This is a genomic window from Thalassotalea profundi, assembly GCF_014653195.1.
In the GTDB taxonomy this organism is placed as follows: Bacteria; Pseudomonadota; Gammaproteobacteria; order Enterobacterales; family Alteromonadaceae; genus Thalassotalea_B; species Thalassotalea_B profundi.
On the sequence record NZ_BNAH01000002.1, the window covers coordinates 93,366 to 119,304 of the forward strand.

Sequence of the window (25,939 nt, forward strand, 5' to 3'; positions counted from 1 at the left end):
TTACTTTTTCACCCGTTCATTAAAAATTGTTTTATATTGTTCTAACTGTGCTTTTGATATTGCAAACACACCATGACCACCTCGTTCAAAAGTTAACCAATGAAAGTTAACTTCAGGATATACTGTTTGCACATGGACTTGAGAATTTCCAACTTCACATACTAACCAGCCATTATCGGTTAAATGTTCGGCACTTTGTGCCAATATGATTCTTACAATATCTAAACCATCATCTCCACAGCCTAATCCCATCTCTGGCTCATGTTGAAACTCTGCAGGCAAAGATTCAACATCATCGATATCAACATAAGGAGGATTAGTCACAATTAAATCATATTTTTCCCCTTCAAGCCCAGAAAATACGTCAGACTTAATAGGAATAACTTGTTCTGTTAAACCATGATTCTCAATATTTATTTGAGCAACATTTAAAGCATCTACTGACAAGTCAACGGCGTCAACATCCGCTTCGGGAAAATAGGTGGCACATGCAACAGCAATACAGCCACTACCTGTGCATAAATCTAATATGCGCTCAATTGGCTGTGCATCGTCAATAATCCCACTAAATCTCTGCTCAATAAGTTCAGCAATAGGAGAACGCGGTACTAAAACACGTTCATCAACATAAAATGGAAGGCCAGCAAAGTAAGCTTGATTAATTAAATACGCTGCGGGAATTTCTTCATTTACACGACGTTCGATCAGCGCCAGCACTTCTTCTTTTTCTTCTTGTAGTAGCAGACATTGTAAGGTGTGCTCAGTTAATTCACTTGGTAAATCTAATGTAAACATCACTAATGTTATTGCTTCATCCCACGCATTATCATGCCCATGGCCAAAATATAAATCGGCTCGATTAAACGTACTAGTTGCAAATCGAATATAATCGCCAATGGTGTGAAGTTGTTGCGAAATTTCATTAACATTGAAATGAGACACTAAATTCCCCAATTAATTAAAATGTAATTAAGATTAAAATGCCATTTTACTTGTTATTCACAGTAGATATTTTTAGACTTCAATAATGAAATTTAAAGATGCGTTATCAACACAAGAAAAACAGCTGTTCAAAGAGGCTATAGGTAAGGTCAAGCCTTTGGTGCAGGACACAATACACCCGTCGAAAAGAACCATCAAGAAGAAATCAACATTAATCCAACAAAAACAAGCTCAACAGGTAGCTAGCTTTCATTTTTCTGATGAATTTGAGCCTAATTTATCGAGTAACGGTCCGGTCAAGTATGTTAGAGATAATGCCCATAGCTACGAAGCTAAAAACTTAAGGCGCGGCGCTTATACCCCTGATTTAATTTTAGATTTACATGGCCTTGATCAACAGCAAGCTAAAAAAGAGATCGCCGCCCTTTTATATGCATGTCAAAAAGAGCACGCGCAATGTGTTTGTATTGTACATGGATTAGGCACCCGAATACTTAAGAACAAAGTCCCTCACTGGCTGGTACAACACCCTGATGTAATCGCCTTTCATCAGGCCCCATTAGAGTGGGGCGGAAACGGTGCATTATTGGTATTAATAGAATTACACGATAAATTCACACGCGATTAAATAAAAAATTGATTTACTTAATCATCTTAAAGTTCGTTTGGACTCATAATTTGTATTAAACGCCCTTTCATTGTACTAGGATCATACTCAATATGTGCAATGGCGGCTGTTTGAAATATCGGAGCATTTTGCTCCTTAATGAGTTCTGCAACTAAATAGCTAACTAAAGGCATATGTGAAACAATTAAAACTCTCTCTACCTCCTCGCTCGCAAATACCCCATCAATATAATCATGTACTTGTGCGGCATTTCCTTCCGGCGTAATAAAATCTATCGTATTTAAAGGCACTTTAATACCTGAAGACTTTATCAGTTGTTTGGCCGTTTGCTGTGCTCGCATATATGGACTCACTAAAACTTTATCAATTTTATGATTAGCAATGGCTAACCACTGCCCTATTTTATCGACTTCATCAAAGCCACACTTAGTTAAAGCACGTTCGGCATCGGCCTTTCCAAAAGGGTTTGCTTGGCCATGTCGCATGACAAAAAGTTGCATAAAAAACTCGTATTAATGAGTGAAGTAGTATATTTGCGGCTATAGTAAAGGATAATGCACAATTGTAATAGCCCAAGTTCAGAATATATTAGACTCTTATTATTCCTTCAGGTAATTTAAAGGGATAATAATTATAATAATGATTTTTATCTAGAAAAATGATGGTAAATCGTTTTTAGTTGGTGTTTTTTGAAAAAAAGTCCTAATGACCATAAACAGTATAAAGCTCTCACTTTAGCTAACGGGCTAAGAGTTTTTCTCGTCCATAATAATGAATCTTCAAAATCTGCCGCCGCATTAGCTGTCAACGTTGGGCACTTTAATGATCCTATTGAACGACAAGGGCTTGCTCATTTTCTAGAACATATGCTGTTTTTAGGTACAGAAAAATACCCAGATGGCAGTGAATACCAGCAATTTATCAGTCAATACGGCGGTTCAAATAATGCATGGACAGCAACAGAGCATACTTGTTTCTTTTTTGATATTCATCATAGCCACTTTGATGAAGCTATAGATAGATTTAGCCAGTTCTTTATTTCACCACTATTATCACAAGAGTTTGTTAATAAAGAGCGTAAGAATATTGATGCCGAATTTAAACTCAAACTAAAAGACGACATTCGTCGCTTATACGACGTTCACAAAGAAACCGTTAATCCTCAGCACCCATTCGCTAAATTTTCTGTTGGTAATAGTGAAACATTAGCAGATCATGAAAACAGTCAATTACATGCTGAAGTAAGAACCTTCTTTGAAGATTATTACTTAGCCAAAGCAATGACGTTAGTACTTGAAGGCCCTCAAAAAATTGAAGAGCTATCTCAAATAGCTAAAGAAAAATTTAGTGCCGTTAATGCTGCCCAACGAAAAGCCAATACTATTGAGCAACCTCTTTATTTGCCAGAGCATTTACAAAAGCTCATAAAAGTACAACCGGTAAAAGATGATAAACAACTAATTATTAGTTTTGCATTACCAAATATAAATGAATTTTATCGTAACAAACCAGAAGCCACACTCGTTTACCTTTTAGGGCATGAAGGTAAAGGCAGTATTTTATCCTTATTAAAACAGCAGAATTTAGCCTTAGCGTTAACAGCTGGTTCTGGAATTCATGGTGCTAATTTTAAAGACTTTAATATTAGCATAAAACTCACCGATACAGGTGAAGCTAACATAAACCAAATAATAACCATTGTTTTTCAATATATTGCACTGATAGAACCAGCTCAATTAGCTGAGTTTTATTATCAAGAAAAAAAATCACTCGCCGAGATCTCATTTCAATACCATGAAAAGTCAAAACCTATTGATTCAGCATGCCAACTTGCGATAAGCATGCAACATTACACCAACGACGATGTGCTTTATGGTGATTATGCGATGGATGGGCTTGATCGAAATCTTTTGTCATATTTACTGAGTTTTTTAAAACCACAAAATATGCGCTTAATAGCTATTGGAAAAAACAAAGATTTTGATCATGTTAGTCAGTGGTATCGGGTGCCTTATTCCATTTCGCCAATTACTAACAGCTTAATTCAAAAATGGTCGTCATGTAAGAATAATGATGCCTTATTTTTACCGCCTAAAAACAACTATATTGTAGTACAACCAGAAATCCTGACTAACGAAGAACCAAAAAGATTACTACCTGAAATTATTAGTCAAGAAAGCGGCTTAACTATTTGGTTTCAACAAGACACCCTGTTTAAAGTACCAAAAGGTTATATTTATATTAATATAGACAACCCTAGCGTTATTGAAAGTGTCGAAAATATCGCAATGACTCGGCTTTTTGTTGATTTATTTAGCGATGATATTGTAGAAGAGTTTTACGATGCGGAGTTAGCAGGTATTAATTACCATTTATACTCCAATCAAGGAGGATTAACTCTACAACTGTCAGGCTTAAGCGAAAAACAGCCTGAATTACTTAAACACCTATTAAAACGTCTACAAGAATTTCAATGTATTGAAGATAAATTTGACCTATTTAAGCAACAATTATTAACTCACTGGGAAAATGCGAATAATAACAAATCAATTTCTCAGCTATTTGCCATCCTTAGTAGTTTAATGCAACCTTCAAATCCAAGCAGTCAATTACTCGCAGATGCATTAGCTCCAATAAGCATTCAGACATTTAAAGCGTTTTATCAAAATCTATTTAGTCAAATATCAATAGATGTGTTTATGCATGGTAATTGGCATAAACAGCATGCATTAAATTTGAAAAGTATAATAGAGCAAACATTTCAACAGAAATACAGCGATAAAAACAAAGTGGCTGTGCCTGTTCTCAATATTGAAAAGCAAGGCCAGTTACAATTACCACTGACATTACCTGAGCATGATCATGCCTGTGTAATTTACTTTCCAATGTTAAGTAAAACATTAGCTATGACCGCTAAAACTATGTTAGCTAGCCAAGTACTTTCTCCTGATTTTTTTCAAGAAATGAGAACCGAAAAGCAATTTGGTTATCTTGTTGGTGTAAGTTTTGTACCCATTAATAAATACCCTGGTCTGGCTTTTTATATCCAATCACCTAATATTCCCGCAAGTGAATTAGAATCGGCAATGAAAACCTTTATAAATACTAGTGTGAAAATTATTGAAAAAACTAGTGAGGAAGACTGGCAACATTTACTCAAAGGTTTAGCCAGCCAATTACAAGAAAAAGATTCAAGTTTACGAATAAAAAGCCAACGTTTCTGGGCTTCTATTTGTAATAATGATCACAATTTTTCCCAAAAATCTGTTTTAATTAAAGAACTTTTAAAAATAAGTCGCAACGACCTTAAAAATTATATTTTAGAAAACATTTCCTCAATAAACCAAACACCCGATTTTATTTCACTACTATCATGTAAAACTGAAAAAAATTCAGTTTCTGATGATTTAACCACCAAATTAATAGAAATTAATAACATTTGCTCAACTAAATATTAAATTGGCCGATAACAATTTGACTTCAAACTAGGCATGATTTGTAATGGGTAAAATAATAAAAATTATTAGAACCTTATAGCCGACGTTTTTTTGGCTTAATTTTCGTTTTTCGAGCAGGTTATATTTGTGCATAAATTTTCAATTCGACACTATATTAGTCGTCTACAAAAAATTTCTTTTTCATTGAGTTTATTAGTAATACTACTTAGCTTTTGCATCCCTAGTATTCACGCCAAAGAAATTACGATTCCTTATATTAATACAGAAATTCGCTTTCAAAAGTTAGATACATATGACGGGCTTTCCCAAAGCTTTGCTTATGATATTGTTCAAGATAAACAAGGCTTTATTTGGGTGGCAACAGATGATGGTCTCAATCGTTATGACGGCACAGAATTTGTCCACTATCGTAGTGATGTATTTGACCCACATTCAATCGCACATAATTTTATTCGTAACCTTTTTATTGATAAATCAGGTACTCTTTGGATTGGAACTTATGATGGTTTAAGTCGTTATAACCCCAAATTAGATAATTTTGATAACTTTACTCACGAAGATCGTAATCCAGAAAGCTTATCAGACAATATTATTTGGGACGTTTATCAAGATAATAAAAATGTTATTTGGGTATCTACTGAATCTGGATTACATAAGTATGATCCAATATCTGAGACATTTTCTACAATTAAAGTTCGTGGAATTACTGAACAACTAAAAGAAATTAAGACGATATTCCAAGATGCAAAAGGCAATTATTGGTTAGGGACATACGAAAATGGGATATATATTATTAGTGAAGATTTTTCATTTGCTGTATCTCTCGATGATAAAAATAAATGGAACCTACAACTTCCAACGGACTCATTACACCAAATTGAGACCATCGATGATAATTACTGGCTTGCCACTAACAATGGTGTTTTTGTTATAAACCAGGCATATCAAATTATTGAGAAATTTCAATTTAATGATAGTAAATCTCCATCTTTAATTACTTCAATAAAAAGCATTAAAAATGTAAACAACACACATGTATGGCTAGCAACTAATAATGGAATAAAAGTTATTAACTTATTGAGTGGGGAAATTAGCGAGTATTACACTGATAAGAATATTCATACATCAATTTCACATGATGATATCTTTAGTTTAGAAAAAGATGCTTATAATAAAATTTGGATTGGTTCTAGAAATGGCGTGAATATTTACGACCCTAATGCCAACCTTCTCAAGAGTAGTAATCAAATTAGTCCTTTATTAAATAGCTCTGTTGAATCTTTTATTGAGCTTGATAATAGTGTGTGGTTTTCTAGCAACGGAGAGCTGTATAAATTAGATGACAAGAATAAAACCTTACAACATGTCAAAACAGATCTAAAGACTCCTATTTATCAATTAGTCTCAAACGGTAGTTCAATATTACTCTTAACTGAGAATGATGAGTTATACTCATTAGCTACCAATGGTGAGATCACACAACATCCATTATGGAAAAATATTTTACAATTAGAAGCATGGCGGAAAGTCATCTTTTTAGAATCTGATGTCTGGTTTATTAATATAGATGGGATGTTAACAAGCTATAACATTGAAACAAAAAAAATAAGTAATAAGCCAAGCATACAACACCACAAAATTTTAGCGTTTGATATAGATAAAAAGTTAGATAAAAACATATTTTGGTTGGTTACAGATGATGGTTCAATTTATCAATACAATATTACCCAAGATAAATTAATTAATATTCCCTATATCGCACAAGATAATTTCGTCACTAGCAAAACCATTTCAATTAAAAGCAATAATAACTGGCTTTTACTTGGTTCAGAAAGCCAAGGGGTTTTATTAATAAACAAACTCACTCAAAAAACATACGTTTTTAATGAAAAAAGTGGTTTAAGTAATAATTTTATCGCTGATATACAAATTGATGAAAACAACAATTACTGGTTCAGTACCAATAAAGGTATTTCAGCCTTATCAACAAAAACTCAAAAGGTAAGAACGTTTGAAAGTCCGTTTGATTTAAAAAACAATGAGTATTTAAATGGTAGTTCTTTAATTACTAACTCTGGCATCGCTTATTTTGGTGGTTTAAAAGGTTTTAGATATTTTAATATCGCTGATTTACAGCCAACAACTCATCACTTTAACAAACCAATATTAACTCGGCTTCTAATAGCAAATAAAGAAATTAAAGTAGGTATGAAACCACAAGCTCAAAATGAACAAAGTAAACCATCAGAGCTATACATTCCTCAACAATTAAATAACCTAGATTTATTAACTCTAAAATATATCCATTCTCCTATTACCATTGAATTTAGCTCTCCCAATGCAGAAATGCCACAAGATATTACCTATAGATATCGTTTAAAAGGTCTAGAAGACAACTGGATTGAAACAAGTTCAGACAAAGGTTATGCCACTTATACAAATTTAAGCGCAGGTAACTATACCTTCGAATTACAAGTATATGATGTACTAGATCCTACAGTGTTTAAAAGTAAAAATTTACCACTTCATATCCAACCTCCTTGGTGGTTGTCAAATAGTGCGATACTTATTTATAGCTTGATGACATTGTTAGTTATTGCTTACTTATTCCAACAAATGCGCCATAAGCGCCTTTACCATTTACAAATAAAACAAAGTGAAGAGCGCTTGAAACTTTCTCTGTGGGGGAGTGGCGATGAGATGTGGGATTGGAATATTAAAAGTGGCAAAATTTACCGCTCTAATATTTGGGGGATCCTTGAATTTCCACAAGATGGTAAACGTAACGTGGGCGGTGATAAAACAAATGTTCACGAGAATGATATGCCGCGAATTCGTGACGCTTTAGATGAACACTTTAATGAAAAAACAGATCATTTTGAAGCCACTTATCGAGTCAGAAATAAAGATAATCAGTGGGTTTGGGTACTAGATCGAGGAAAAGTCGTTGAGCGCGATGAAAAAAACCAACCTACAAGAATGACAGGAACACTAAAGGATATTAGTCAAATAAAAAAGGCTGATGAACGCTTAAAATTATTTGCCAAATGCATAGAAAATATTTCTGATGCCGTTATTATTTATGACCGCTTATTCAATATTGTTGACGTGAATAAGTCTTACCAACGAATCACGAATAAAACTAAGCGACAAATGATTGGTACAAGTATGAAATTTAGTCAATATCCTGACAGTTTTACTCAAAACGTTAAAAAACATTTACTACAGAAAAATGGCTGGCATGGTGAGATAGAAAGTGTACGAGATAATGGCGAAGTATACCTGACCGATTTAAATATCGATATTATACGAGATGAGAGCGGTAACATTTCTCATTTTGTTGGTGTTTTTTCCGATATAACTAAACGTAAAGAAACAGAGGCAGAACTTAGAAAACTTGCCAATACCGATACATTAACTACATTACCAAACCGGTCATATTTTCAAGCTAATCAGTTACGCTTGGTTAAATCAACAATACCTCATGCTTTATTGGTCTTTGATCTTGATAACTTTAAAAAGGTTAACGACTCCATGGGCCACGAAGTTGGCGATATTTTATTATGTAAAGTAGCTGAGCGTTTACGAAGTGTAGGTAGATCTCATGATACTGTCTACCGTTTAGGTGGTGATGAGTTTAGTATTATCGTTGAAGATACCAATGATATTCATACAATTACGTCTATCGCAAAGCAAATCCTTAAAACAATTGCAGAGCCATTAAAATTAAGAAACCAAGAAGTTGTGCTTTTTTCAAGTATCGGTATTGTTCTGTATCCTGAAGATGGCGCAAACCCTCATGAGTTGCTGAAAAATGCAGATACGGCTATGTACCATGCAAAAAATGCAGGCGGTAATCGTTACCAGTTTTTCAGCGACTCAATGAATAAAAAAGCAGTGAAACGTTTACAAATAGAAAATTTAATTCGTCACGGCTTAAAAGAAGATTACTTCTCTGTTTTCTATCAGCCTAAAATTGAAATCTCAACAGGTAAAATAGCAGGTATGGAAGCATTAGTCCGCTTCGAAACTCCTTCAAAAGGGATTATTAGTCCTGTGGTATTTATTCCTGTATCAGAAGAAACGGGGCAGATAATAGATATTGGCGAAATTGTCTTACGAAAAGCTTGTTTTGCCACTAAACAATGGGTTGATAGTGGTTTATTTGACGGGCGAATTGCTGTTAACTTATCTGCTGTGCAATTTACCCAGCCTAACCTTGTCGGCATGATTTCAGATATCCTAAAAGAAAGTCAACTCCCAGCTAAGTATTTAGAACTAGAAATCACTGAAGGAACAGTAATGGATTCTCCACAAGCGGCCATTGACACTATGTTACAAATACGAGCGATGGGAATACATTTGTCATTAGATGATTTTGGTACTGGATATTCCTCTCTAGCGTATCTAAAAAAATTCCCTCTCAATACCCTAAAAATAGATAAAGCTTTTGTTGATGATATTGAAACATCAGAGCAAGGACGTAATATGGTCGCCACCATAGTAACAATTGCGCATAATTTAGGATTACAAGTTGTAGCTGAAGGCGTTGAAACCAATCAACAATTGAGTTTTCTAGCAGGCTTAAGGTGCGAACAACTACAAGGGTATTTATACAGTAAACCATTACCAGAGAAGGATTTTCGAAGTTATTTGCTTTCTCATCAAATCACCGACAAATCTACGTCGTTTAATAAATATTAGTGAATACATTTTTTTGACGCAAATCCTAAACTAGCCCTACAACCTGAAAATAAAGGGCTGTTAACAATGGCATACTTTTCGCTTATTAGAGTTTGACTTTAATAATGAGGAAAATAAGAATATGTTAACATCAATTATATTAGCGTTATCAGTATCAGCAACTCCGGCTCAACCAGCAGATACTTTAGATTTATTACAACAAAACAATAACAATACAGCTACACCTGAAGTAGTAGCACGCAAATCTGTACGTATTGCTCGAAAGTCCGTACGCATTGCTCGTAAATCCGTTCGTATTGCACGCAAGTCGGTACGTATCGAAGATAATGGCTCAGCAATTACTACATCTTTATAAGAGGTGGCTATGATAAAACTTATTAAAAACTTTTTTATTGTAGAACCAAAGGAAAATGCTATTGCTTCAAGAATAGTCATTAAAGAAATGCCTGCGAATACTTGGTGGGGCTAATCAAACCCGCTAATCAAATCTGATAATCGCTACAAGGACGTTAGCGACTATATTAAAACCTAGATAAGGAATACGTCTTTTATTCCCCCCCCCCTACTACAGTTTAAGCTCGAAGTAATGAATAATTAAGTCCGAATAAACGGTTAAGTTTCATTCTTTTTTTCATACAAAACATCGGCCATATTAATGGGCCAAAACATAAGCCTGCCACCGCCCAACGTTTACGACCTAAGCCATTTGACAATGCCTGACAATAAAAAAAGGCAGAAAATATCAACGCAATACTAACGATACTAAGTAACAACATAATAGCTTTAATCCGAGTATAAACAGACAAATAAATCCACGATAATATACGTTAATTAGAGTAATTATTCAATAATAAATCTAGGCTGTACCTGTACGATATAGGGATAAAAAAAGAGGCATTATATCGCCTCTTTTCGGTTAATTATTGCCTTTGAGTGGCAATAATATGACATTAATACAATTTAATTAATCGTAAAATTTACGATTCTCTTCTGCCATTTTTATCAATAATCCGCAAGGCGTAAAACGCTCACCTAGCTCTTTCGACCATTGGTTCATTTTAGCAACAACCTGAGATGCTCCCACCGTATCAATATATCTGAATGGCCCCCCTAAGAATGGTGCGAAGCCAATACCAAATATAGCGCCAATATCACCATCTCTTGCATTACGGATTATCCCTTCATCAAGACAACGAACTGCTTCATTTAGCATCATATAAACACAACGCAAGGAAATATCGTCAGACACTGCCACTTGCTTTTTATTGACACCTAATAATGCATAGACGCTTTCATCAACGGTTTTCTTTTTAACATTGTTATATAAATAAAAGCCTTTTTTAACTTTTTTCCCTAAACGCCCATCAGCAATAAGTTTTTCAAATGCCGGTGGCGGGGAAAATCTATCCCCTAATTCAGCTTGAAGAATAGGGCCTATTTTAGAGCCAATATCAATACCTACTTCATCAAGTAATTGCATAGGGCCAACAGGAAAGCCAAATTTAACTAAGGCTTTATCTAATACTTCAATTGGCGTTCCATCAAGTAATAATAACGCAGCTTCATTCATGTAGGGTGCAAGAATACGATTAACATAAAAACCGGCTTTATCTTTAACAACTATCGGAGTTTTTCCTTGTTTTTTCGCTAAAGCGACCGTGGTTGAAATCGTAGTATCTGAGGTTTTCTCATGAGCAATAATTTCCGCTAACGGCATTTTATCAACAGGGGAAAAATAATGAAGTCCAATTACATTTTCAGGGCGTTCAGCTTTCGCGGCAATCTTCCCAATTGGTAAACTAGATGTGTTACTTGCAAAAATAGTTGTCTCTTTACAGTTTTTTTCGATATCAGCAACCATTGACTGCTTCAATGATAAATCTTCGAATACAGCCTCTATTACTACATCAACAGATTTGAAACCACTGTAGTCAAGCGTGCCAGTGATCATAGCCATTTGCTTTTGCATTTCGCTTTTACGGATAAAACGACGTTTGACTTTTTTATTTAATAAGTCAAACGAGTATTTTAAAGCGTGATGAATTCCCTTATGAGAAATATCCTTAATTCTTACCGGTAAATTAGCTTTTGTCGCTGTAACGAAGGCGATACCACCTCCCATTAACCCCCCACCTAAAACACCAACATTTGCAAAAGGTAAAGCATCAACACCTTCAATGCCTTGTTCTTTCTTCATATCAGTTGTCGCGAAAAATATTTGACGAAGTTGAGCTGATTCAGGACTCATCACTAATTGACCAAAATGATCAGCCTCAGTTTGATACCCTTTAGCTAACGTTTGTTCAATCCCTACTTTCACACAGTCAATGATTTTCACTGGAGATGGATAATTACCTTTAGTTTTAGCTAATACACTTTTTAGTGCTTGATTAAAAAGTAATTTGCGGCCTAAGGCTGTTCGTTCAAGTATTTTACCAACAAATGAAAGCTTTATTTCACGCTTATGTTGTTGCCCTGTTTTTACTTTGCCAGATAATGCTAACTTTTCAGCAACACTGATCAACACACTATTGGGTGCTACATCATCAACTAAACCGGCTTTTAACGCTTGTTTAGCGCGTAATTGTTTACCGGTTAGCATCATATCTAACGCTTTTTGAATACCAACTAATAAAGGTAAACGTTGTGTACCACCACTGCCCGGTAATAAACCTAGTTGTACTTCAGGAAGGCCTAATGCTGTTTTTTCTGAATCACTACACACACGCGCATGGCACGCCATTGCTAATTCGAGTCCACCGCCTAAACATGCACCATTTATAGCCGCAACTACCGGAATTTTTAAATTAGCAATTTGATCAAAAATCATTTGGCCTTGTCTAGAAAGTGCAGTTGCTTGCGCAGCACTTTGACAGCTTGCCAACATATTGATGTCAGCACCCGCAACAAAAGAATCAGGTTTTCCGCTTAATAAGATAACCCCTTTTAAGCTAGTATCAGCTTTAATTTCTTGTAGCACTTGCGCGATTTCATCAGCAAACTCAGCTTTTAACGTGTTCATAGACTCCCCATGAACATCCATGATCAAATGTGCTAAACCATTTTCTTGCTTTTTCAGAGTAAAGGTATTATTGCTCATTAATCTGTCTCCACTATCATTGCTGCGCCTAAACCACCAGCAGCACATGCTGTTGTTAGCCCAATACCACCACCTCGACGATTAAGTTCATTTAATGTTTGAACGATTAAACGTGTCCCTGTTGCTGCAAATGGATGTCCATAAGCCAATGAGCCCCCCATTACATTAAACTTATCCATATCAATTTCACCAATAGCTTTATCTCTATTTAAGTGAGTTTGTGCAAATTTATCACTAGCAAACATTTTCATATTCGCTAAGGCCTGAGCAGCAAAAGCTTCATGCATTTCAATTAAGTCTAAATCTTTTAATTCTAGTCCAGCTCGTTTTAACGCAATAGGAGTCGCATAGCTTGGGCCCATTAACATATCGTGCCAAACATCAATAGCAGCAAAACCATAACTACGAACATAACCTAAAGGCTTATAGCCTAGCTCTTTGGCACGCCCTTCTCTCATCATAAGTACGGCAGAAGCACCATCAGTTAATGCTGTGCTATTAGCTGCTGTAACTGTACCGTGTTTTCTATCGAATACTGGACGTAATTTTGCGTAACTTGCCAGTTCAGAATTGTCTCTAAAGCAGTTATCTTTATCGATGAAACTTTTGTAAGGCTCAACATGGGTTGCCATAACTTCACCGTCAAGTTTGCCTTCGTTCCAGCTTTTTGTCGCTAAGGTATGTGATCTATGCGCTAATTCATCTTGAGCTTCACGAGTTATACCATGCGTTTTAGCCATTTGTTCGGCAGTTTGCCCCATAGAAAGGCCCGTTGAATATTCTGCTACTGCCGGTGGTACAGGTAAAATATCTTTCAAGCCAAGCTGACGTATTAAAGCAAACTTTTGTCCAAAAGTTTTTGCTTTACTTAAATCAAGTAAAGTACGCGCAAACTTTTTAGAAACACCAATAGGCGCAACAGATGAAGAATCAGCGCCACCAGCGACACCTACGTCAATCAAGCCTGCCATAATTGATTCTGTAATATTAACAGTAGACTGAAAACTAGTCGCACAAGCGCGTGATACACTGTAGGCATCCGTATGAACATTCATACCCGTACCTAAAACAATTTCACGAGCAATGTTTGGGGCTTCCGGCATTTGTACTACTTGACCGAAAACTAACTGTTCGATAATTTGTGGATCAATATCACTACGTTTGATTAGTTCATTAACGACTATTTTGCCTAAATCAACCGCAGGTACACCATGAAATGCTGTTGCTTGTTTCGCAAATGGTGTACGTAACCCTGCTACAATTGCAATACGTTCTCCACTTGCTGTCTGAAGTTTAACTGTCATTCTATTTCCTTAACAAGAGGTCTGACCTCTGGGTTTATGCTTCAATTCTAACCATTAAATTACTTTTTTCAACTAAAGCGTGCTTTTTATTTTAAATAGCTTCTAGGAAAAACATAAAGTCTAATTATCAGACCTACAAAAAAACTATAATACTCTATCTTACAAGCGTCTATCTGACTAAAGCCTAACTCATTTTTAGATAAAATTTTTTACAATTTATCAGTAGCAGTTGTTTTTTATTTGTTGAACCATATATCTACAAACAAGTCGAATGAATTTGTATAACAACCTTTAAACAACAAGTAACTAATTAATTATGGCTATTGAGCATTTTTCATCATTAAAAGAACACTTATCTGAGCAAGTTATTGGTCAACATGCATTAGTAGAAAATTTACTTATTGCACTTTTAGCAAATGGTCACTTAATTGTAGAAGGTCCTCCTGGATTAGCAAAAACTCGAGCCGTTAATGCCTTAGCCGACGGTGTAGAAGCTGACTTTCATCGAATTCAATTTACACCAGATTTATTACCTGCCGATTTAACAGGAACGGATATTTATCGCCCAGAAGATGGCACTTTTGTTTTTCAATCAGGGCCATTATTTAGAAATTTAGTACTCGCAGATGAAATAAACCGAGCACCAGCGAAAGTGCAATCAGCACTTTTAGAAGCCATGGCTGAAGGTCAAGTTACCGTTGGCAGAAATACCTACCAACTGCCTGAATTATTCCTAGTAATGGCAACACAAAATCCAATAGAGCAAGAAGGTACATACCCACTGCCGGAAGCTCAACTTGATCGCTTTTTGATGCATATAGAAATAGATTATCCTGATGCAGCAAGTGAATTAGAAATTCTTCGCTTAAATCGTGGTGAAGCTATCAATAAAAATAAAAAGCAGTTAAGCCAAATATCTCAACAAGATATTTTTTCAGCTCGGGAACAAGTGCTAAGTATTCACATGGCTCCTGCTATTGAGCAATATATTGTCGATTTGATTATGGCAACACGTCAGCCAGAAAAATATGACGACAAACTTAAAAACTGGCTCGCCTATGGTGCAAGTCCAAGAGCGACTATCGCACTTGATCGCTGTTCTCGTGCAAGAGCATGGTTACATGGTCGGGATTTTGTTGGTCCTGAAGACGTACAAGCAGTATTTCATAATGTATTACGCCACCGAATATTATTAACTTATCAAGCGGAAGCGGAAGGTATAAATAGTAATCAGTTGCTAGATCATATTCTTAGTTTAGTTGCTGTAGCTTAATTGTTCTACCCTAGTTCCGATAAGCTAATTGTGTTTTATATAAATAAACTAATCGACCTAAAATGATGTGGTTTCGAAAACCTGAAAAGATTGAGCAACAAAATACAGAGCAGCAATTAAATGAGCTTGCTACTGATGGGGTAAATTTGTCTCTAGATGAATTAATGCGTTATCAAAGTAAAAGTTCGCTCATAAATATTAATGCCGTACGTAATTTACATGGCAAAATGTCGGGAAACTACTTAGCACGATCTAAGGGTCGCGGTATGGAGTTTGACGAAGTACGTCACTATCAAACTGGTGATGACATACGTGCTATTGATTGGCGAGTTACGGCTCGTACAGGCACGACTCACACTAAACTTTTTCGCGAAGAAATAGAACGTCCCGTACAAATCATTACTGACTTGAGCCATAACATGTTATTTGGTTCAAAATTATTATTTAAATCTGTACAGGCTGCACATTTAGCAGCACTTGTCGCTTGGCATGCTAAAAGCCGTGGTGATCGCATTGGTGGGATTGTGTTTAACCAACAACAACATACTGAGTTAAAGCCTCGTAGCCGTCAGCAAGGGGTACTGCATTACCTAAATACTCTAATTGCCACACATAAAAGTAGTATTGAGCTTCAACATAAAACGTCTGTACATGATGCAAAAGCAGATCTATTTTTTGAAGAAAACTGTTTAAGAGCGAGACAAATATCTCGTCCAGGTAGTTTGGTGTATTTTATCACAGACGGCCATAGCATTAGCCAAGAGGCAATCCGTCATTTATCAAGCATTTCTCAGCACTGTGAATTAGTCATGTGTTTATTATCAGATCCTCTAGAGCATGAATTACCAGAAAGTAAAACGAAAGTTAATGTCAGTATTAGTGATGGTATCAATCAACAACAATTAACTTTAGGTGATACACGTACTGCTGATTTTTATCGCTATAAAGCCGAAGTATTTAATCAAACTATAGAACAATCACTAACCAAAGCTGGCGCTCGTTTATTGCATTTTAGCGCTGGGCAATCAATTGAACATCAATTAAAAGATGGAGTTGCGTCTTGGATCCGTTAGCTCAACTTAAAGATATTCACATACCTGAAGCGATAAATAATTACCCTTTGGCCTACGGTTGGTGGATTTTATTAATGATCACCATCGTATTAATAGCACTGGCTATTCATGCCGTTATTCGCCACAGAAAAGTAACAAAATTTCAACGTGAAGCCATCAAGCGTTTATCACTACCCATTGAAAACAATGATGAAATTATTATTACTCTTAAATGGGCCGCTATTCAATACTTTCCAAGACAAACGATTGCACAATTTCACGGTGAACAACTCATTGAGTTTTTCTTAAAACATTTACCAGAAAAACACCATGAAAAATTTAAAAAATTATCACAAAATGGATTCGACCATCGTTATCACCCCTCTGAAAGTTCGCTTGATAACGATTTACTTCAAGCCGCCCTACTTTGGTTAAAGCATGCGCTACCAACTAAAAACAATGCTAAAGCTGAGGTAAGTCATGATTAGTTTTAATCTTGTTTGGGTACTAGTATTAATTCCTTTGCCCCTACTAATTTATTGGTTACCAGCAAAATCATATAAAGAACCGGCATCCTTAAAAATGCCAACTTTAGTACCTGGCATTAAAGCTCAATCAGTGAGTAACAGCCGTAAAAAAACACCCATTTGGTTATTGGCGATCCTATGGATATTACTAGTCGTTTCCGCAAGCCAACCTCAGTGGTTAGGTGAAGCCATTAATATTCCTACTGAAGGTAGAGAAATGATGTTAGCGGTTGATTTATCCGGCAGTATGCAAGTGGAAGACATGAGCTTAAATGGCCAAACCGTTAACCGTCTAGATATGTTAAAAACATTATTAAGTGAATTTATTGATCGTCGGGTAGGAGATCGTCTAGGTCTAATTTTATTTGGTGATGACGCATATATGCAAACACCAATGACTTACGATAGAAATACAGTTCAACAAATGTTAAATGAAACAGTCTTAGGTTTAGTTGGAAAACAAACCGCAATCGGTGACGCTATAGCTTTAGCGGTAAAACGCTTCGATGAAAAGAAAGAATCCAACAGGGTTTTATTATTATTAACTGATGGTCAAAATACCGCTGGGAAAATAACCCCTGATCAAGCTTTAGAGCTTGCTATAGCCAAAAACATCACCATTTATTCAATTGGTATCGGTGCTGACGTTATGATACAAAAATCACTTTTTGGTGCACGACGAGTTAACCCTTCCAGTGAGCTTGATGAAGAATCACTTAAGCGTATGGCTGACCAAACTAATGGCCAATATTTTCGTGCGCGCAGTAGTGAAGATATGGAGAAAATTTATCAATTACTTGATGAATTAGAACCAGTAGAACAAGAACAACAGCAGATGCGTCCTCTCACATCATTATTTTATTATCCGTTATCACTTGCACTGTTTATCAGTTTTATTTATCTATTTTGGCTAACAATTAGTCAATCAATCCGTACAAAAAAGCACAGTGAGGACTTCTTATGATGAGTGATTTCCATTTTATTCGTCCATGGTGGTTAATCGCTATTATTGTATTAGTCTTTGCGATACGCTTATTAAAAAAATATCGCATAAGTCAATCAGGTTGGCAGCAGTTACTCCCTAAGCATTTAGCGAATAAACTTATTGATAGTAAAGAAAATAACAAGGAGCTTTCACTTACACTTCCATTTATTATTGGTTTATTGATAATAACAGCTTTAGCGGGGCCTACATGGAAAAAATTACCCCAACCCGTCTATCAAGTTGCTCGCGGTTCTATATTGATCATGGATATGTCATATTCTTTATATGCTACAGATATCGCGCCTAATCGTTTAACTCGTGCTCGTTATAAAGCTATCGATTTACTTGAAAACTTAAATGAAGGTGAAATAGGATTAATAGCATACGCTGGTGATGCATTTGTTATTAGCCCTTTAACCGAAGATAGTAATAATATTAAATTATTACTGCCTTCATTAAGTCCTGACCTAATGCCCGAACTCGGCAGTAATCCATATGCGGCACTTTCGCTAGCCGACCAAATGTTAAAAAACGCTGGGCATCTTAGTGGCGATATCTACTGGTTTACTGATGGTGTAGACAACTCAGATATTCAGGACATTACAGAATGGACTAGAAATCACCCTCATCGGCTGAATATTCTCGGAGTGGGAACACAAGCTGGAGCACCAATAAAATTAACAAATGGCGAGTTAATGAAAGATGATAATGGCGCGATTATTATACCCAAACTTCCAGTATCTACGTTAAGAGGAATTGCAGAGCGTGCACAAGGTAATTTCTCAACTTTAGTCACGAATGATACCGATATTAAAAAATTACTTGAGAAACCACTAGAACTAGAACAAGAAAAAAAGTCTGAAAATGTTAATAATACCGGTGATCAATGGCAGGAATTCGGCCCTTATTTGCTCTTATTAGTCCTCCCTTTAGTGCTTGGTTATTTCAGACGTGGCAGTTTATTAGTTATTTTACCTTTTTCAATAATGTTAACTCCTACTCAACAAGCCCATGCTGATATTTGGCAAGATTTATGGAAAACAAAAGATCAGCAAGGACAAGCACACTTTCAAGCCCAAGAATACGAAAAAGCTGCTCAACAATTTACAGATCCTTTATGGCAAGGTAGTGCACTTTTTAAAGCTGAAAAATATGAAGAAGCCTTGGCCGCTTTTCAACAAGTAAACACCCCTGAATCTCTTTATAACCAAGGGAATACTTTGGCCAAATTACATAGATTTGACGAAGCTATCACAGCTTATGAAAAAGCTATTGCACAACAACCTGACAATGAAGATGCTAAAGCCAATAAGGCATTAGTGGAACAGTTAAAGCAACAACAAGACAACCAACAAAACAGTGATCAAAACCAACAACAAGAAAGTGATCAACAAGAACAACAAGACTCTGAGCAAAATTCAAATCAAAATCCCCAACAAAATTCGGATCAAAGTAAGCAACAAGACTCAAAGCAACAACAAGACCAAGGTAATCAACCTCAGTCAAACGACGAAAATCAACCGGATACACCAGAGCAATCTAAGCAATCTAAGCAATCTGAGCAATCTGAGCAATCTGAGCAGCAAAAAGCTGAAGCCGATAAGGAAAAACAACAACAAGAAAATGAAGCACAACAGTCTGAGGAAAATTCAGCACCTCAACCCACTGAAAAACAAGCTGCAGAAATGGCGCAAGCCCAGATAGATAAAGAAACTGAACAAAAACATCAACAACTTTTAAATAAAGTAACGGATGATCCATATTTATTACTTCGTAATAAAATGCAAATTGAATATCAAAAACGACGTCACAACTCGAGTCAAACAGGAGTTAAGAAAAAGTGGTAAAAAAAATACTTTGCCTACTAGGTTTATTTTTCTTGCTAGAAGCACATGTTTTAGCAGAGGTTATTGCTTCAGTTGATAAAAACCCAGTCATTGCTAATGAATCATTCGTATTAACCATAACTGCAGATGATGACATTGACGCTAACGCTCTTGACACTAGCCCATTATTAGATGACTTTATTGTTGGACGTACCTCAGTAAGCTCACAAACGAGTATGGTCAACTTCAAAACAACTCGTTTAACTAAATGGACTACCGTACTCATTGCTAAGCAAGAAGGTACATATTCTATTCCCTCTTTTAGTATTGAAGGTCAAAAAACTCAACCCATAACACTCAAGGTTGTATCGCCATCAGACACTTCCGCTGCCAATATTCAACAAGATATATTTATTACTAACGACATCTCGGCCAAGGAAGTATATGTACAACAGCAAATTACTTTAACGGTAAAATTACATTTTTCTTCAGAATTAAAACGAGGTAGCTTAACAGAGCCCACCTTACCTGGTGCAAATATCACCCAAATAGGTAAAGATATTGAAAACGAAACCATTATTAATGGAAGACGCTATCGCGTCATTGAACGAACTTATGCAATAAGCCCACAACAAAGTGGAGAAATGGTTATTCAGTCTCCATTGTTTTCTGGTGAAATTATGCAACCATCGGCTCGACGGAGCAATTTCCTAAGTTTTGCCGAAACTAAGCCGGTTAGTGTTGTTGGTGAAGAAATAGCAATTACGGTTAAACCTATACCCCAAGACTATCAAGGCGTGTGGTTACCAAGTGAATTAATCGCCTTACATCAAGAATGGCAACCAGAAGCGGAAAAATTTAAGGTGGGTGAACCCATTACTCGTGTTATTACGCTAACGGCCGCTGGTTTATCAAAAGAACAATTGCCCTTAATTAACGTTGAAGTGCCTGGTGGCTTAAAAATTTATCCAGATCAAGCGGAATTACATACCGGCATAAATAATAATCGACTTGTGAGTCAGAAAGTCCGGAACTTTGCAATTGTTGCCAGTAAACCAGGCAATTACCTTTTACCAGAAATACGTATTCCTTGGTGGAATACAAAAACAAACCGTATGGAGCATGCGACAATACCTGCCGAGCATATTACCATAGCACCGAATGCTGACCTGCCTCAGCAAAATACACCGCTCAATAATGCTGAACCAGAGACAGTGCCTTCAAATTCAGCTATTACTCCACCTTCGCAAGTAATTATTGAAAAGGCGTCTTGGTTACAATGGTTATTTTTGGGACTATGGCTATTGACTTGCTTTGCTTGGTGGCTTTCTGCTAAACGACATGCTGTAAAAGGTCCTCATAAGAAAGACGCAAATAAACATAACCAAGAGAAAAAAGGTAATATGTACCTTGCTTTACTCGCTGCAGGTAAAAAGGGGGATACAAAATTAATGATGTCTTTAATTTTACCTTGGTTTAACCAATTAACTTCACAGCAATTAACTTCGCTATCAGACGTTTATCAGCAAGTATCTGACCCCGCTTTTAAGCAAGCAGTGACTGAACTTCAACAAGCTTGCTATGGCCCCTCACCACAACTATTTAACAGCGATCAATTGTTAAGTTTAATACAAACCATCAACAAAACTTTTTCTTCTTCAATTAAATCAACAAAGACTAGGTTTTCTTTAAACCCATAGAATAAACGCCAAAGTCAATTACTTTTAATAAGCATAGCTATTAACTGCTATGCTTATTAGTGATTCTATTATAAAGAATTTCTCATTATTGAAATTAATACCTGTAACTACAGGTCTAATACTATATGGCGATACAAATAATTATTTATGGCAACTAAACAAACTAGATACGAAGCATTAGTTAACGCACTTCATAGTGATCTTTTTCGTTATGCGTACTGGCTTACCAACGATAAACATGTAGCTGAAGATGTTGTGCAAGAAACCTTTCTTCGCGCATGGAAATCTCTTGACTCACTAAAAGACGAGAAGGCAGCTAAATCTTGGCTTATTACTATTTTAAGGCGAGAAAACGCTAGAAGATTCGAGCGTAAACGCTTTGAAATGAGTGAATACGAAGAAGCAAGCATTCTTGATGTTAATGCACATAGCAGTGAACAAGAAATTGAAAATCACTGGCTTAGAGACAAAATAGCTCAAATGCCTGAAGAATATCGAGAGCCATTAGTGCTACAAGTTATCGGCGGTTTTAGCGGTGAAGAAATTGCAGATTTATTATCGCTCAATAAAAATACCGTAATGACGCGACTTTTCAGAGCGCGTAATCAGTTAAAAGAAGCCCTTGATGAAGAGCCGGAAGTAAGAGGTCAATATAATGGATGATTTGCAATTTAGACGTAGTTTGTACGCAGATCCCAATAATCGTGATAATGACTTAATAGAGGCATTATCTAAGGATCCACAAAAGCAAAAGTTTGCCCATGAAGTATCAATACTCGAAGATAAAATATTCAATGCTTTGAATGTTCCTGTTCCTGATGATCTTGCAAAGAAATTATTGCTTAAACAAACTTTTGCTAGCCATAAACAACATAAACGTAAAACTCGTATTCAATTAGCATTAGCGGCTTCTGTTGCTATAACCTTTGGTATCACTTTTAGTTTAATGCAATTTTCACATACGTATAAAACAATAAGTGACTATGCTATTGCTCACGTTAATCATGAAGCAGAATATTTTAATAATGATATTAAAACCAGAGTTAGCTTAACCAAATTAAACCAAAAGATGTCGGCATTTAATGGTGTTTTCTTAGAGCAACTAGGCGAATTGATCGCCGCAAATTATTGTCGATTCGATGGTACAAAAAGCTTACATTTGGTATTCAAAGGACAGTCAACCCCGGTAAACATTTTTATTGTACCTAAGAGTGAATATTTGAAAGTAGGTGATCACTTTGAAAATGAGCACATGCAAGGACTGGTAAATAATTTTTACAATAACAACATTATTATTGTCGGTGATAAGAATGAGCCTTTAAAAAAATGGCAGGCTCAGATCAGTCAAAAAGTTCGTATCTCTACATAACCCATTGAATAAAGCCTAATAGCAAACGATATGCTATTAGGCACATTCCTTAATGATGCTCTAGTACACGCTCAAATGTTGCCTCTATTTCGGCATTAGGCTTATAGGTTAATTTACTGACGATGATAATAGTCAAGAAAGATAATATAAAACCAGGAACAATTTCATAAAGCGTTGCACTTAAGGATTGACCATTTATTGTTAATGGTGCATAAATCCAGAATAATACAGTTAATGCGCCAACAATCATACCGGCTAAGGCTCCATTACGATTCATTTTTTTCCAATGCAGGCTTAAAATAATAACGGGGCCAAAAGCAGCACCAAAACCAGCCCATGCATTGCTTACTAAGGTTAATATCGAGCTATTTCTATCAAAAGCTAACATAACAGCAACAATCGCGACTATTAAAACTGAAACTCGACCAGCAAAAACCAATTGCTTTTCGGTTGCTGTTTTATTTAAAAATTCTTGATAAAAATCTCCAGTTAATGAGCTAGAGGTAACCAAAAGTTGAGATGAAATAGTACTCATTATTGCCGCTAAAATAGCCGCTAATAAGAAGCCTGCAATAAAAGGGTGAAAGAGTAATTGAGATAACACGATAAAAATAGTTTCAGCATCATTTAATGTAGCACCTGTTTTAGCTATATAAGCAATACCAACAAAACCAGTAGCAACAGCACCACACACCGAAACAATCATCCAACTCATGCCTATACGACGAGCTGCAGGCAAGTCTTTAATAGAACGTATTGCCATAAATCTCACAATAATATGAGGTTGTCCAAAATACCCTAAGCCCCAAGCCATCGCCGATATAATACCAATGAGACTAACACCACTAAATAAATTTAACAGTTTGGGATCAATTTGTTCGATACTCTGTTGTACAGCGGTAACCCCACCAACATCAAAAAGCACTACTGTAGGTACAAGTATCAACGCAAGGAACATAATACAACCCTGAACAAAGTCAGTGAGACTGACCGCTAAAAAACCTCCAAAAAGTGTATAAGCCACCACAACACCTGCGGTAATATAAAGACCCCACTCGTAATTCAATCCAAATGAGCTTTCAAACAATTTACCGCCAGCTACAATTCCTGATGAAGTATAAAGTGTGAAAAAAATAATAATAACGATTGAGGAAACCAAACGTAGCATTCGGCTTTTATCTTGAAATCGATTTTCAAAATAATCAGGAAGTGTTATCGAGTTATTAGCCTGTTCTGTATAAGTTCTTAGTTTCGGCGCGACAATCAAGTAATTCAAATATGCACCAATAACTAAGCCAAACGCAATCCAAGTGCTGCTCAACCCAGTTAAATACATCGCACCGGGTAAGCCCATTAACATCCAACCACTCATATCAGAAGCGCCTGCAGAAAGTGCCGTTACCCCAGGGCTTAAATTTCGCCCTCCAAGCATAAATCCAGCAACATCACTGGTTGATTTTTTATAAGCGTATAAGCCTATCCCCAGCATAGTGATAAAATACAGCGCTAAAGCAATAAATGTTGCAATTGACAATTAAACCTCCCAAATTATGTTTTTCTTACATGATGACATAAATAATGTATCTAGAGTAAAAAAATAAAACAACTGTAAACAAAGCGCTATACTATAGACTATTAGTCTTGCTTTCTTTAAATAACAAAAATAAGATTAAAAAAAGTGTACCGATTTTCTGCCAATAAAACCTATTAATTAAACTTTATGGATGAAGACTTAGCATTACTATAAGACGTAAGATAAAATATTTAATGAATTTATTTCTTTTATGAAATATATTGAATACAGAAAATAATCAGGATGCTATATGTATTTTTATGCTGCTCGACAACCAATTTTAGATGAAAACAAAAACCTATTTGCTTACGAGCTTTTGTTTCGCGATAGCATAAATAATGTCTTTCCTAATATTGATGGCGATGAAGCAACAAGTAAAATGGTTGAAGCAAGCCAATTTAATGTTGGTGTCAGCGATTTTACCGGCAACAAGCCAGCATTTATTAACTTTACTCAAGAAACTATAGAGCAAGGATATCCTACAATGCTAACGCCTGAAGAGGTGGTAGTAGAAGTATTAGAAACAGTTAAACCAGGTAAGAGACTCCTCGCCTTAATCAAAACTTTACACGAAAAAGGCTATACCATAGCGTTAGATGATTATGAACATCAAAATGTTTGGGCGCATTTTTTCCCATTCATCCACATTATAAAAATTTGTTGGCGTAGAACGAGTCCAGAAGATAGGCTAACGATTAAAAATGCAATTGCAGCATTCCCTCACATTAAGTTACTTGCCGAGAAAATAGAAACTTATGAAGAATATGATCAAGCCAAAGCATTCGGTTGTGAATTATTTCAAGGTTATTTTTTTGCAAAACCAGAGATGATGAAAACAAAGAACTTGTCACCCTCTCAAATGGCAATGGCAGAGCTTTTATATGAAACATCAAAACCCGAACTTGATCTAGAAAGTATCACGGCGGTATTTCAACGAGACGTGTCACTTTCTTATAAATTATTACGTTATGCAAACTCGCCTATTTTTAGACGAAGAACTGAAATATCGACAATTAAACAAGCGCTTGTGACCTTAGGCGCAGGAGAGCTAAAGCGCTTTTTAGGTTTAATGTTCGCAACCAATGTTAATCCTGACAAGCCAACTGAGTTAATCAATTTAGCGATGGCTAGAGCTAAATTTTGTGAATTAACAGCTGTGCGTCTAAAAACACCACTTGATGCATCAACCGCTTTTCTTACTGGACTCTTATCAAAAATAGATGCAATTCTTGATGAAACGCTAGAAAATGTTTTAGAAAAGCTACCGCTTGCTCAGCAAATTAAAGATCCGCTACTGACAAAAAAAGGCCCTATGGCCGCACTTATTACCCTTGTTACGCTAATTGAATTAGCACAATGGGGGAAAATAGGAAAAGTGATGGAAAAATTAGGACTAGAAAAAGAGCAAACGCTTAAAAACTATAACCAAGCTTTAGCTTGGGCTGATGAACAATCTAAACATATTGATTAAATAAGGATCTAGGTCATCAGATAGAGC

The 25,939-nt window shown here is 35.9% G+C and carries 19 protein-coding genes; 13 read left to right on the forward strand and 6 right to left on the reverse strand.

Annotation, left to right across the window (positions count from 1 at the left end; all coding sequences use genetic code 11):
* Nucleotides 1-942 carry a 50S ribosomal protein L3 N(5)-glutamine methyltransferase gene (gene prmB / locus IE155_RS02580; protein ID WP_189376545.1) on the reverse strand — a complete coding sequence of 314 codons (942 nt, stop codon included), beginning with the start codon at nucleotides 940-942 and terminating at the stop codon, nucleotides 1-3.
* Between the two features lie 85 nt (nucleotides 943-1,027).
* Between prmB and smrB the strand changes: the two genes are divergently transcribed.
* Nucleotides 1,028-1,570 carry an endonuclease SmrB gene (gene smrB / locus IE155_RS02585; protein WP_189376546.1) on the forward strand — a complete coding sequence of 181 codons (543 nt, stop codon included), beginning with the start codon at nucleotides 1,028-1,030 and terminating at the stop codon, nucleotides 1,568-1,570.
* 26 nt (nucleotides 1,571-1,596) lie between these two features.
* On the opposite strand, the gene sixA is transcribed toward smrB, so the two are convergent.
* Nucleotides 1,597-2,070, reverse strand: a complete 474-nt coding sequence (gene sixA / locus IE155_RS02590; RefSeq protein WP_189376547.1) for a phosphohistidine phosphatase SixA — start codon at nucleotides 2,068-2,070, stop codon at nucleotides 1,597-1,599.
* 189 nt (nucleotides 2,071-2,259) lie between these two features.
* Here sixA and IE155_RS02595 point away from each other — a divergent pair, with 189 nt between their 5' ends.
* The 3 genes from IE155_RS02595 to IE155_RS02605 all read left to right on the forward strand — a co-directional run bounded on the left by IE155_RS02595 (nucleotide 2,260) and on the right by IE155_RS02605 (nucleotide 10,087).
* On the forward strand, nucleotides 2,260-5,028 hold the full coding sequence (locus IE155_RS02595) for an insulinase family protein (protein WP_189376548.1): 2,769 nt from the start codon (nucleotides 2,260-2,262) through the stop codon (nucleotides 5,026-5,028).
* A 126-nt stretch (nucleotides 5,029-5,154) separates the two neighbouring features.
* Nucleotides 5,155-9,732: an EAL domain-containing protein gene (locus IE155_RS02600; protein ID WP_189376549.1), complete on the forward strand. Its 4,578-nt coding sequence runs from the start codon at nucleotides 5,155-5,157 to the stop codon at nucleotides 9,730-9,732.
* Between the two features lie 121 nt (nucleotides 9,733-9,853).
* On the forward strand, nucleotides 9,854-10,087 hold the full coding sequence (locus tag IE155_RS02605) for a hypothetical protein (RefSeq protein ID WP_189376550.1): 234 nt from the start codon (nucleotides 9,854-9,856) through the stop codon (nucleotides 10,085-10,087).
* A 217-nt stretch (nucleotides 10,088-10,304) separates the two neighbouring features.
* Here IE155_RS02605 and IE155_RS02610 read toward each other — a convergent pair whose 3' ends face one another.
* The 3 genes from IE155_RS02610 to fadI all read right to left on the reverse strand — a co-directional run bounded on the left by IE155_RS02610 (nucleotide 10,305) and on the right by fadI (nucleotide 14,136).
* Nucleotides 10,305-10,538, reverse strand: a complete 234-nt coding sequence (locus IE155_RS02610) for a hypothetical protein (protein WP_189376551.1) — start codon at nucleotides 10,536-10,538, stop codon at nucleotides 10,305-10,307.
* A 158-nt stretch (nucleotides 10,539-10,696) separates the two neighbouring features.
* Nucleotides 10,697-12,832, reverse strand: a complete 2,136-nt coding sequence (gene fadJ / locus IE155_RS02615; protein ID WP_189376552.1) for a fatty acid oxidation complex subunit alpha FadJ — start codon at nucleotides 12,830-12,832, stop codon at nucleotides 10,697-10,699.
* Nucleotides 12,832-14,136 carry an acetyl-CoA C-acyltransferase FadI gene (gene fadI, locus IE155_RS02620; RefSeq protein WP_189376553.1) on the reverse strand — a complete coding sequence of 435 codons (1,305 nt, stop codon included), beginning with the start codon at nucleotides 14,134-14,136 and terminating at the stop codon, nucleotides 12,832-12,834. Before fadI ends, fadJ begins: the two co-directional genes overlap by 1 nt.
* 316 nt (nucleotides 14,137-14,452) lie before the next feature.
* Between fadI and IE155_RS02625 the strand changes: the two genes are divergently transcribed.
* From IE155_RS02625 to IE155_RS02660, 8 genes are all read left to right on the forward strand, one after another.
* Nucleotides 14,453-15,409 (forward strand): AAA family ATPase, encoded by a 957-nt coding sequence (locus IE155_RS02625; RefSeq protein WP_189376554.1) that lies wholly within the window; start codon nucleotides 14,453-14,455, stop codon nucleotides 15,407-15,409.
* Between the two features lie 62 nt (nucleotides 15,410-15,471).
* Complete coding sequence (locus IE155_RS02630; RefSeq protein ID WP_229816986.1) at nucleotides 15,472-16,482, forward strand: DUF58 domain-containing protein; 1,011 nt, start codon at nucleotides 15,472-15,474, stop codon at nucleotides 16,480-16,482.
* The gene (locus tag IE155_RS02635) at nucleotides 16,470-16,949 is read left to right on the forward strand and encodes a DUF4381 domain-containing protein (protein ID WP_189376555.1); all 480 of its coding nucleotides are present in this window, start codon (nucleotides 16,470-16,472) and stop codon (nucleotides 16,947-16,949) included. Before IE155_RS02630 ends, IE155_RS02635 begins: the two co-directional genes overlap by 13 nt.
* The gene (locus IE155_RS02640; protein ID WP_189376556.1) at nucleotides 16,942-17,952 is read left to right on the forward strand and encodes a vWA domain-containing protein; all 1,011 of its coding nucleotides are present in this window, start codon (nucleotides 16,942-16,944) and stop codon (nucleotides 17,950-17,952) included. The genes IE155_RS02635 and IE155_RS02640 overlap by 8 nt, the downstream gene beginning before the upstream one ends.
* Entirely contained in the window at nucleotides 17,949-19,820 is a 1,872-nt protein-coding gene (locus IE155_RS02645) for a vWA domain-containing protein (RefSeq protein WP_229816987.1), read from the forward strand. The genes IE155_RS02640 and IE155_RS02645 overlap by 4 nt, the downstream gene beginning before the upstream one ends.
* Nucleotides 19,814-21,499 (forward strand): BatD family protein, encoded by a 1,686-nt coding sequence (locus tag IE155_RS02650; protein WP_189376558.1) that lies wholly within the window; start codon nucleotides 19,814-19,816, stop codon nucleotides 21,497-21,499. The genes IE155_RS02645 and IE155_RS02650 overlap by 7 nt, the downstream gene beginning before the upstream one ends.
* A gap of 147 nt (nucleotides 21,500-21,646) precedes the next feature.
* Complete coding sequence (locus IE155_RS02655; protein WP_189376559.1) at nucleotides 21,647-22,162, forward strand: sigma-70 family RNA polymerase sigma factor; 516 nt, start codon at nucleotides 21,647-21,649, stop codon at nucleotides 22,160-22,162.
* Nucleotides 22,155-22,868: a DUF3379 family protein gene (locus IE155_RS02660; RefSeq protein ID WP_189376560.1), complete on the forward strand. Its 714-nt coding sequence runs from the start codon at nucleotides 22,155-22,157 to the stop codon at nucleotides 22,866-22,868. The genes IE155_RS02655 and IE155_RS02660 overlap by 8 nt, the downstream gene beginning before the upstream one ends.
* Nucleotides 22,869-22,917: 49 nt before the next feature.
* Here the strand turns inward: IE155_RS02660 and putP are convergent, their stop codons facing one another.
* The gene (gene putP / locus IE155_RS02665) at nucleotides 22,918-24,402 is read right to left on the reverse strand and encodes a sodium/proline symporter PutP (protein WP_189376561.1); all 1,485 of its coding nucleotides are present in this window, start codon (nucleotides 24,400-24,402) and stop codon (nucleotides 22,918-22,920) included.
* Nucleotides 24,403-24,691: 289 nt separating this feature from the next.
* Between putP and IE155_RS02670 the strand changes: the two genes are divergently transcribed.
* Nucleotides 24,692-25,912, forward strand: coding sequence for an EAL and HDOD domain-containing protein (locus IE155_RS02670; RefSeq protein WP_189376562.1), 1,221 nt, complete (start codon nucleotides 24,692-24,694; stop codon nucleotides 25,910-25,912).
* Nucleotides 25,913-25,939 lie beyond the last annotated feature (27 nt).

Bases quoted from the DNA above. Each gene is read 5' to 3' on its own strand.
- smrB (WP_189376546.1), top strand. From the start codon at position 1,028: ATGAAATTTAAAGATGCGTTATCAACACAAGAAAAACAGCTGTTCAAA.
- sixA (WP_189376547.1), bottom strand. From the start codon at position 2,070: ATGCAACTTTTTGTCATGCGACATGGCCAAGCAAACCCTTTTGGAAAG.
- IE155_RS02605 (WP_189376550.1), top strand. From the start codon at position 9,854: ATGTTAACATCAATTATATTAGCGTTATCAGTATCAGCAACTCCGGCT.
- fadJ (WP_189376552.1), bottom strand. From the start codon at position 12,832: ATGAGCAATAATACCTTTACTCTGAAAAAGCAAGAAAATGGTTTAGCA.
- fadI (WP_189376553.1), bottom strand. From the start codon at position 14,136: ATGACAGTTAAACTTCAGACAGCAAGTGGAGAACGTATTGCAATTGTA.
- IE155_RS02625 (WP_189376554.1), top strand. From the start codon at position 14,453: ATGGCTATTGAGCATTTTTCATCATTAAAAGAACACTTATCTGAGCAA.
- IE155_RS02630 (WP_229816986.1), top strand. From the start codon at position 15,472: ATGATGTGGTTTCGAAAACCTGAAAAGATTGAGCAACAAAATACAGAG.
- IE155_RS02640 (WP_189376556.1), top strand. From the start codon at position 16,942: ATGATTAGTTTTAATCTTGTTTGGGTACTAGTATTAATTCCTTTGCCC.
- IE155_RS02645 (WP_229816987.1), top strand. From the start codon at position 17,949: ATGATGAGTGATTTCCATTTTATTCGTCCATGGTGGTTAATCGCTATT.
- IE155_RS02655 (WP_189376559.1), top strand. From the start codon at position 21,647: ATGGCAACTAAACAAACTAGATACGAAGCATTAGTTAACGCACTTCAT.
- IE155_RS02660 (WP_189376560.1), top strand. From the start codon at position 22,155: ATGGATGATTTGCAATTTAGACGTAGTTTGTACGCAGATCCCAATAAT.
- IE155_RS02670 (WP_189376562.1), top strand. From the start codon at position 24,692: ATGTATTTTTATGCTGCTCGACAACCAATTTTAGATGAAAACAAAAAC.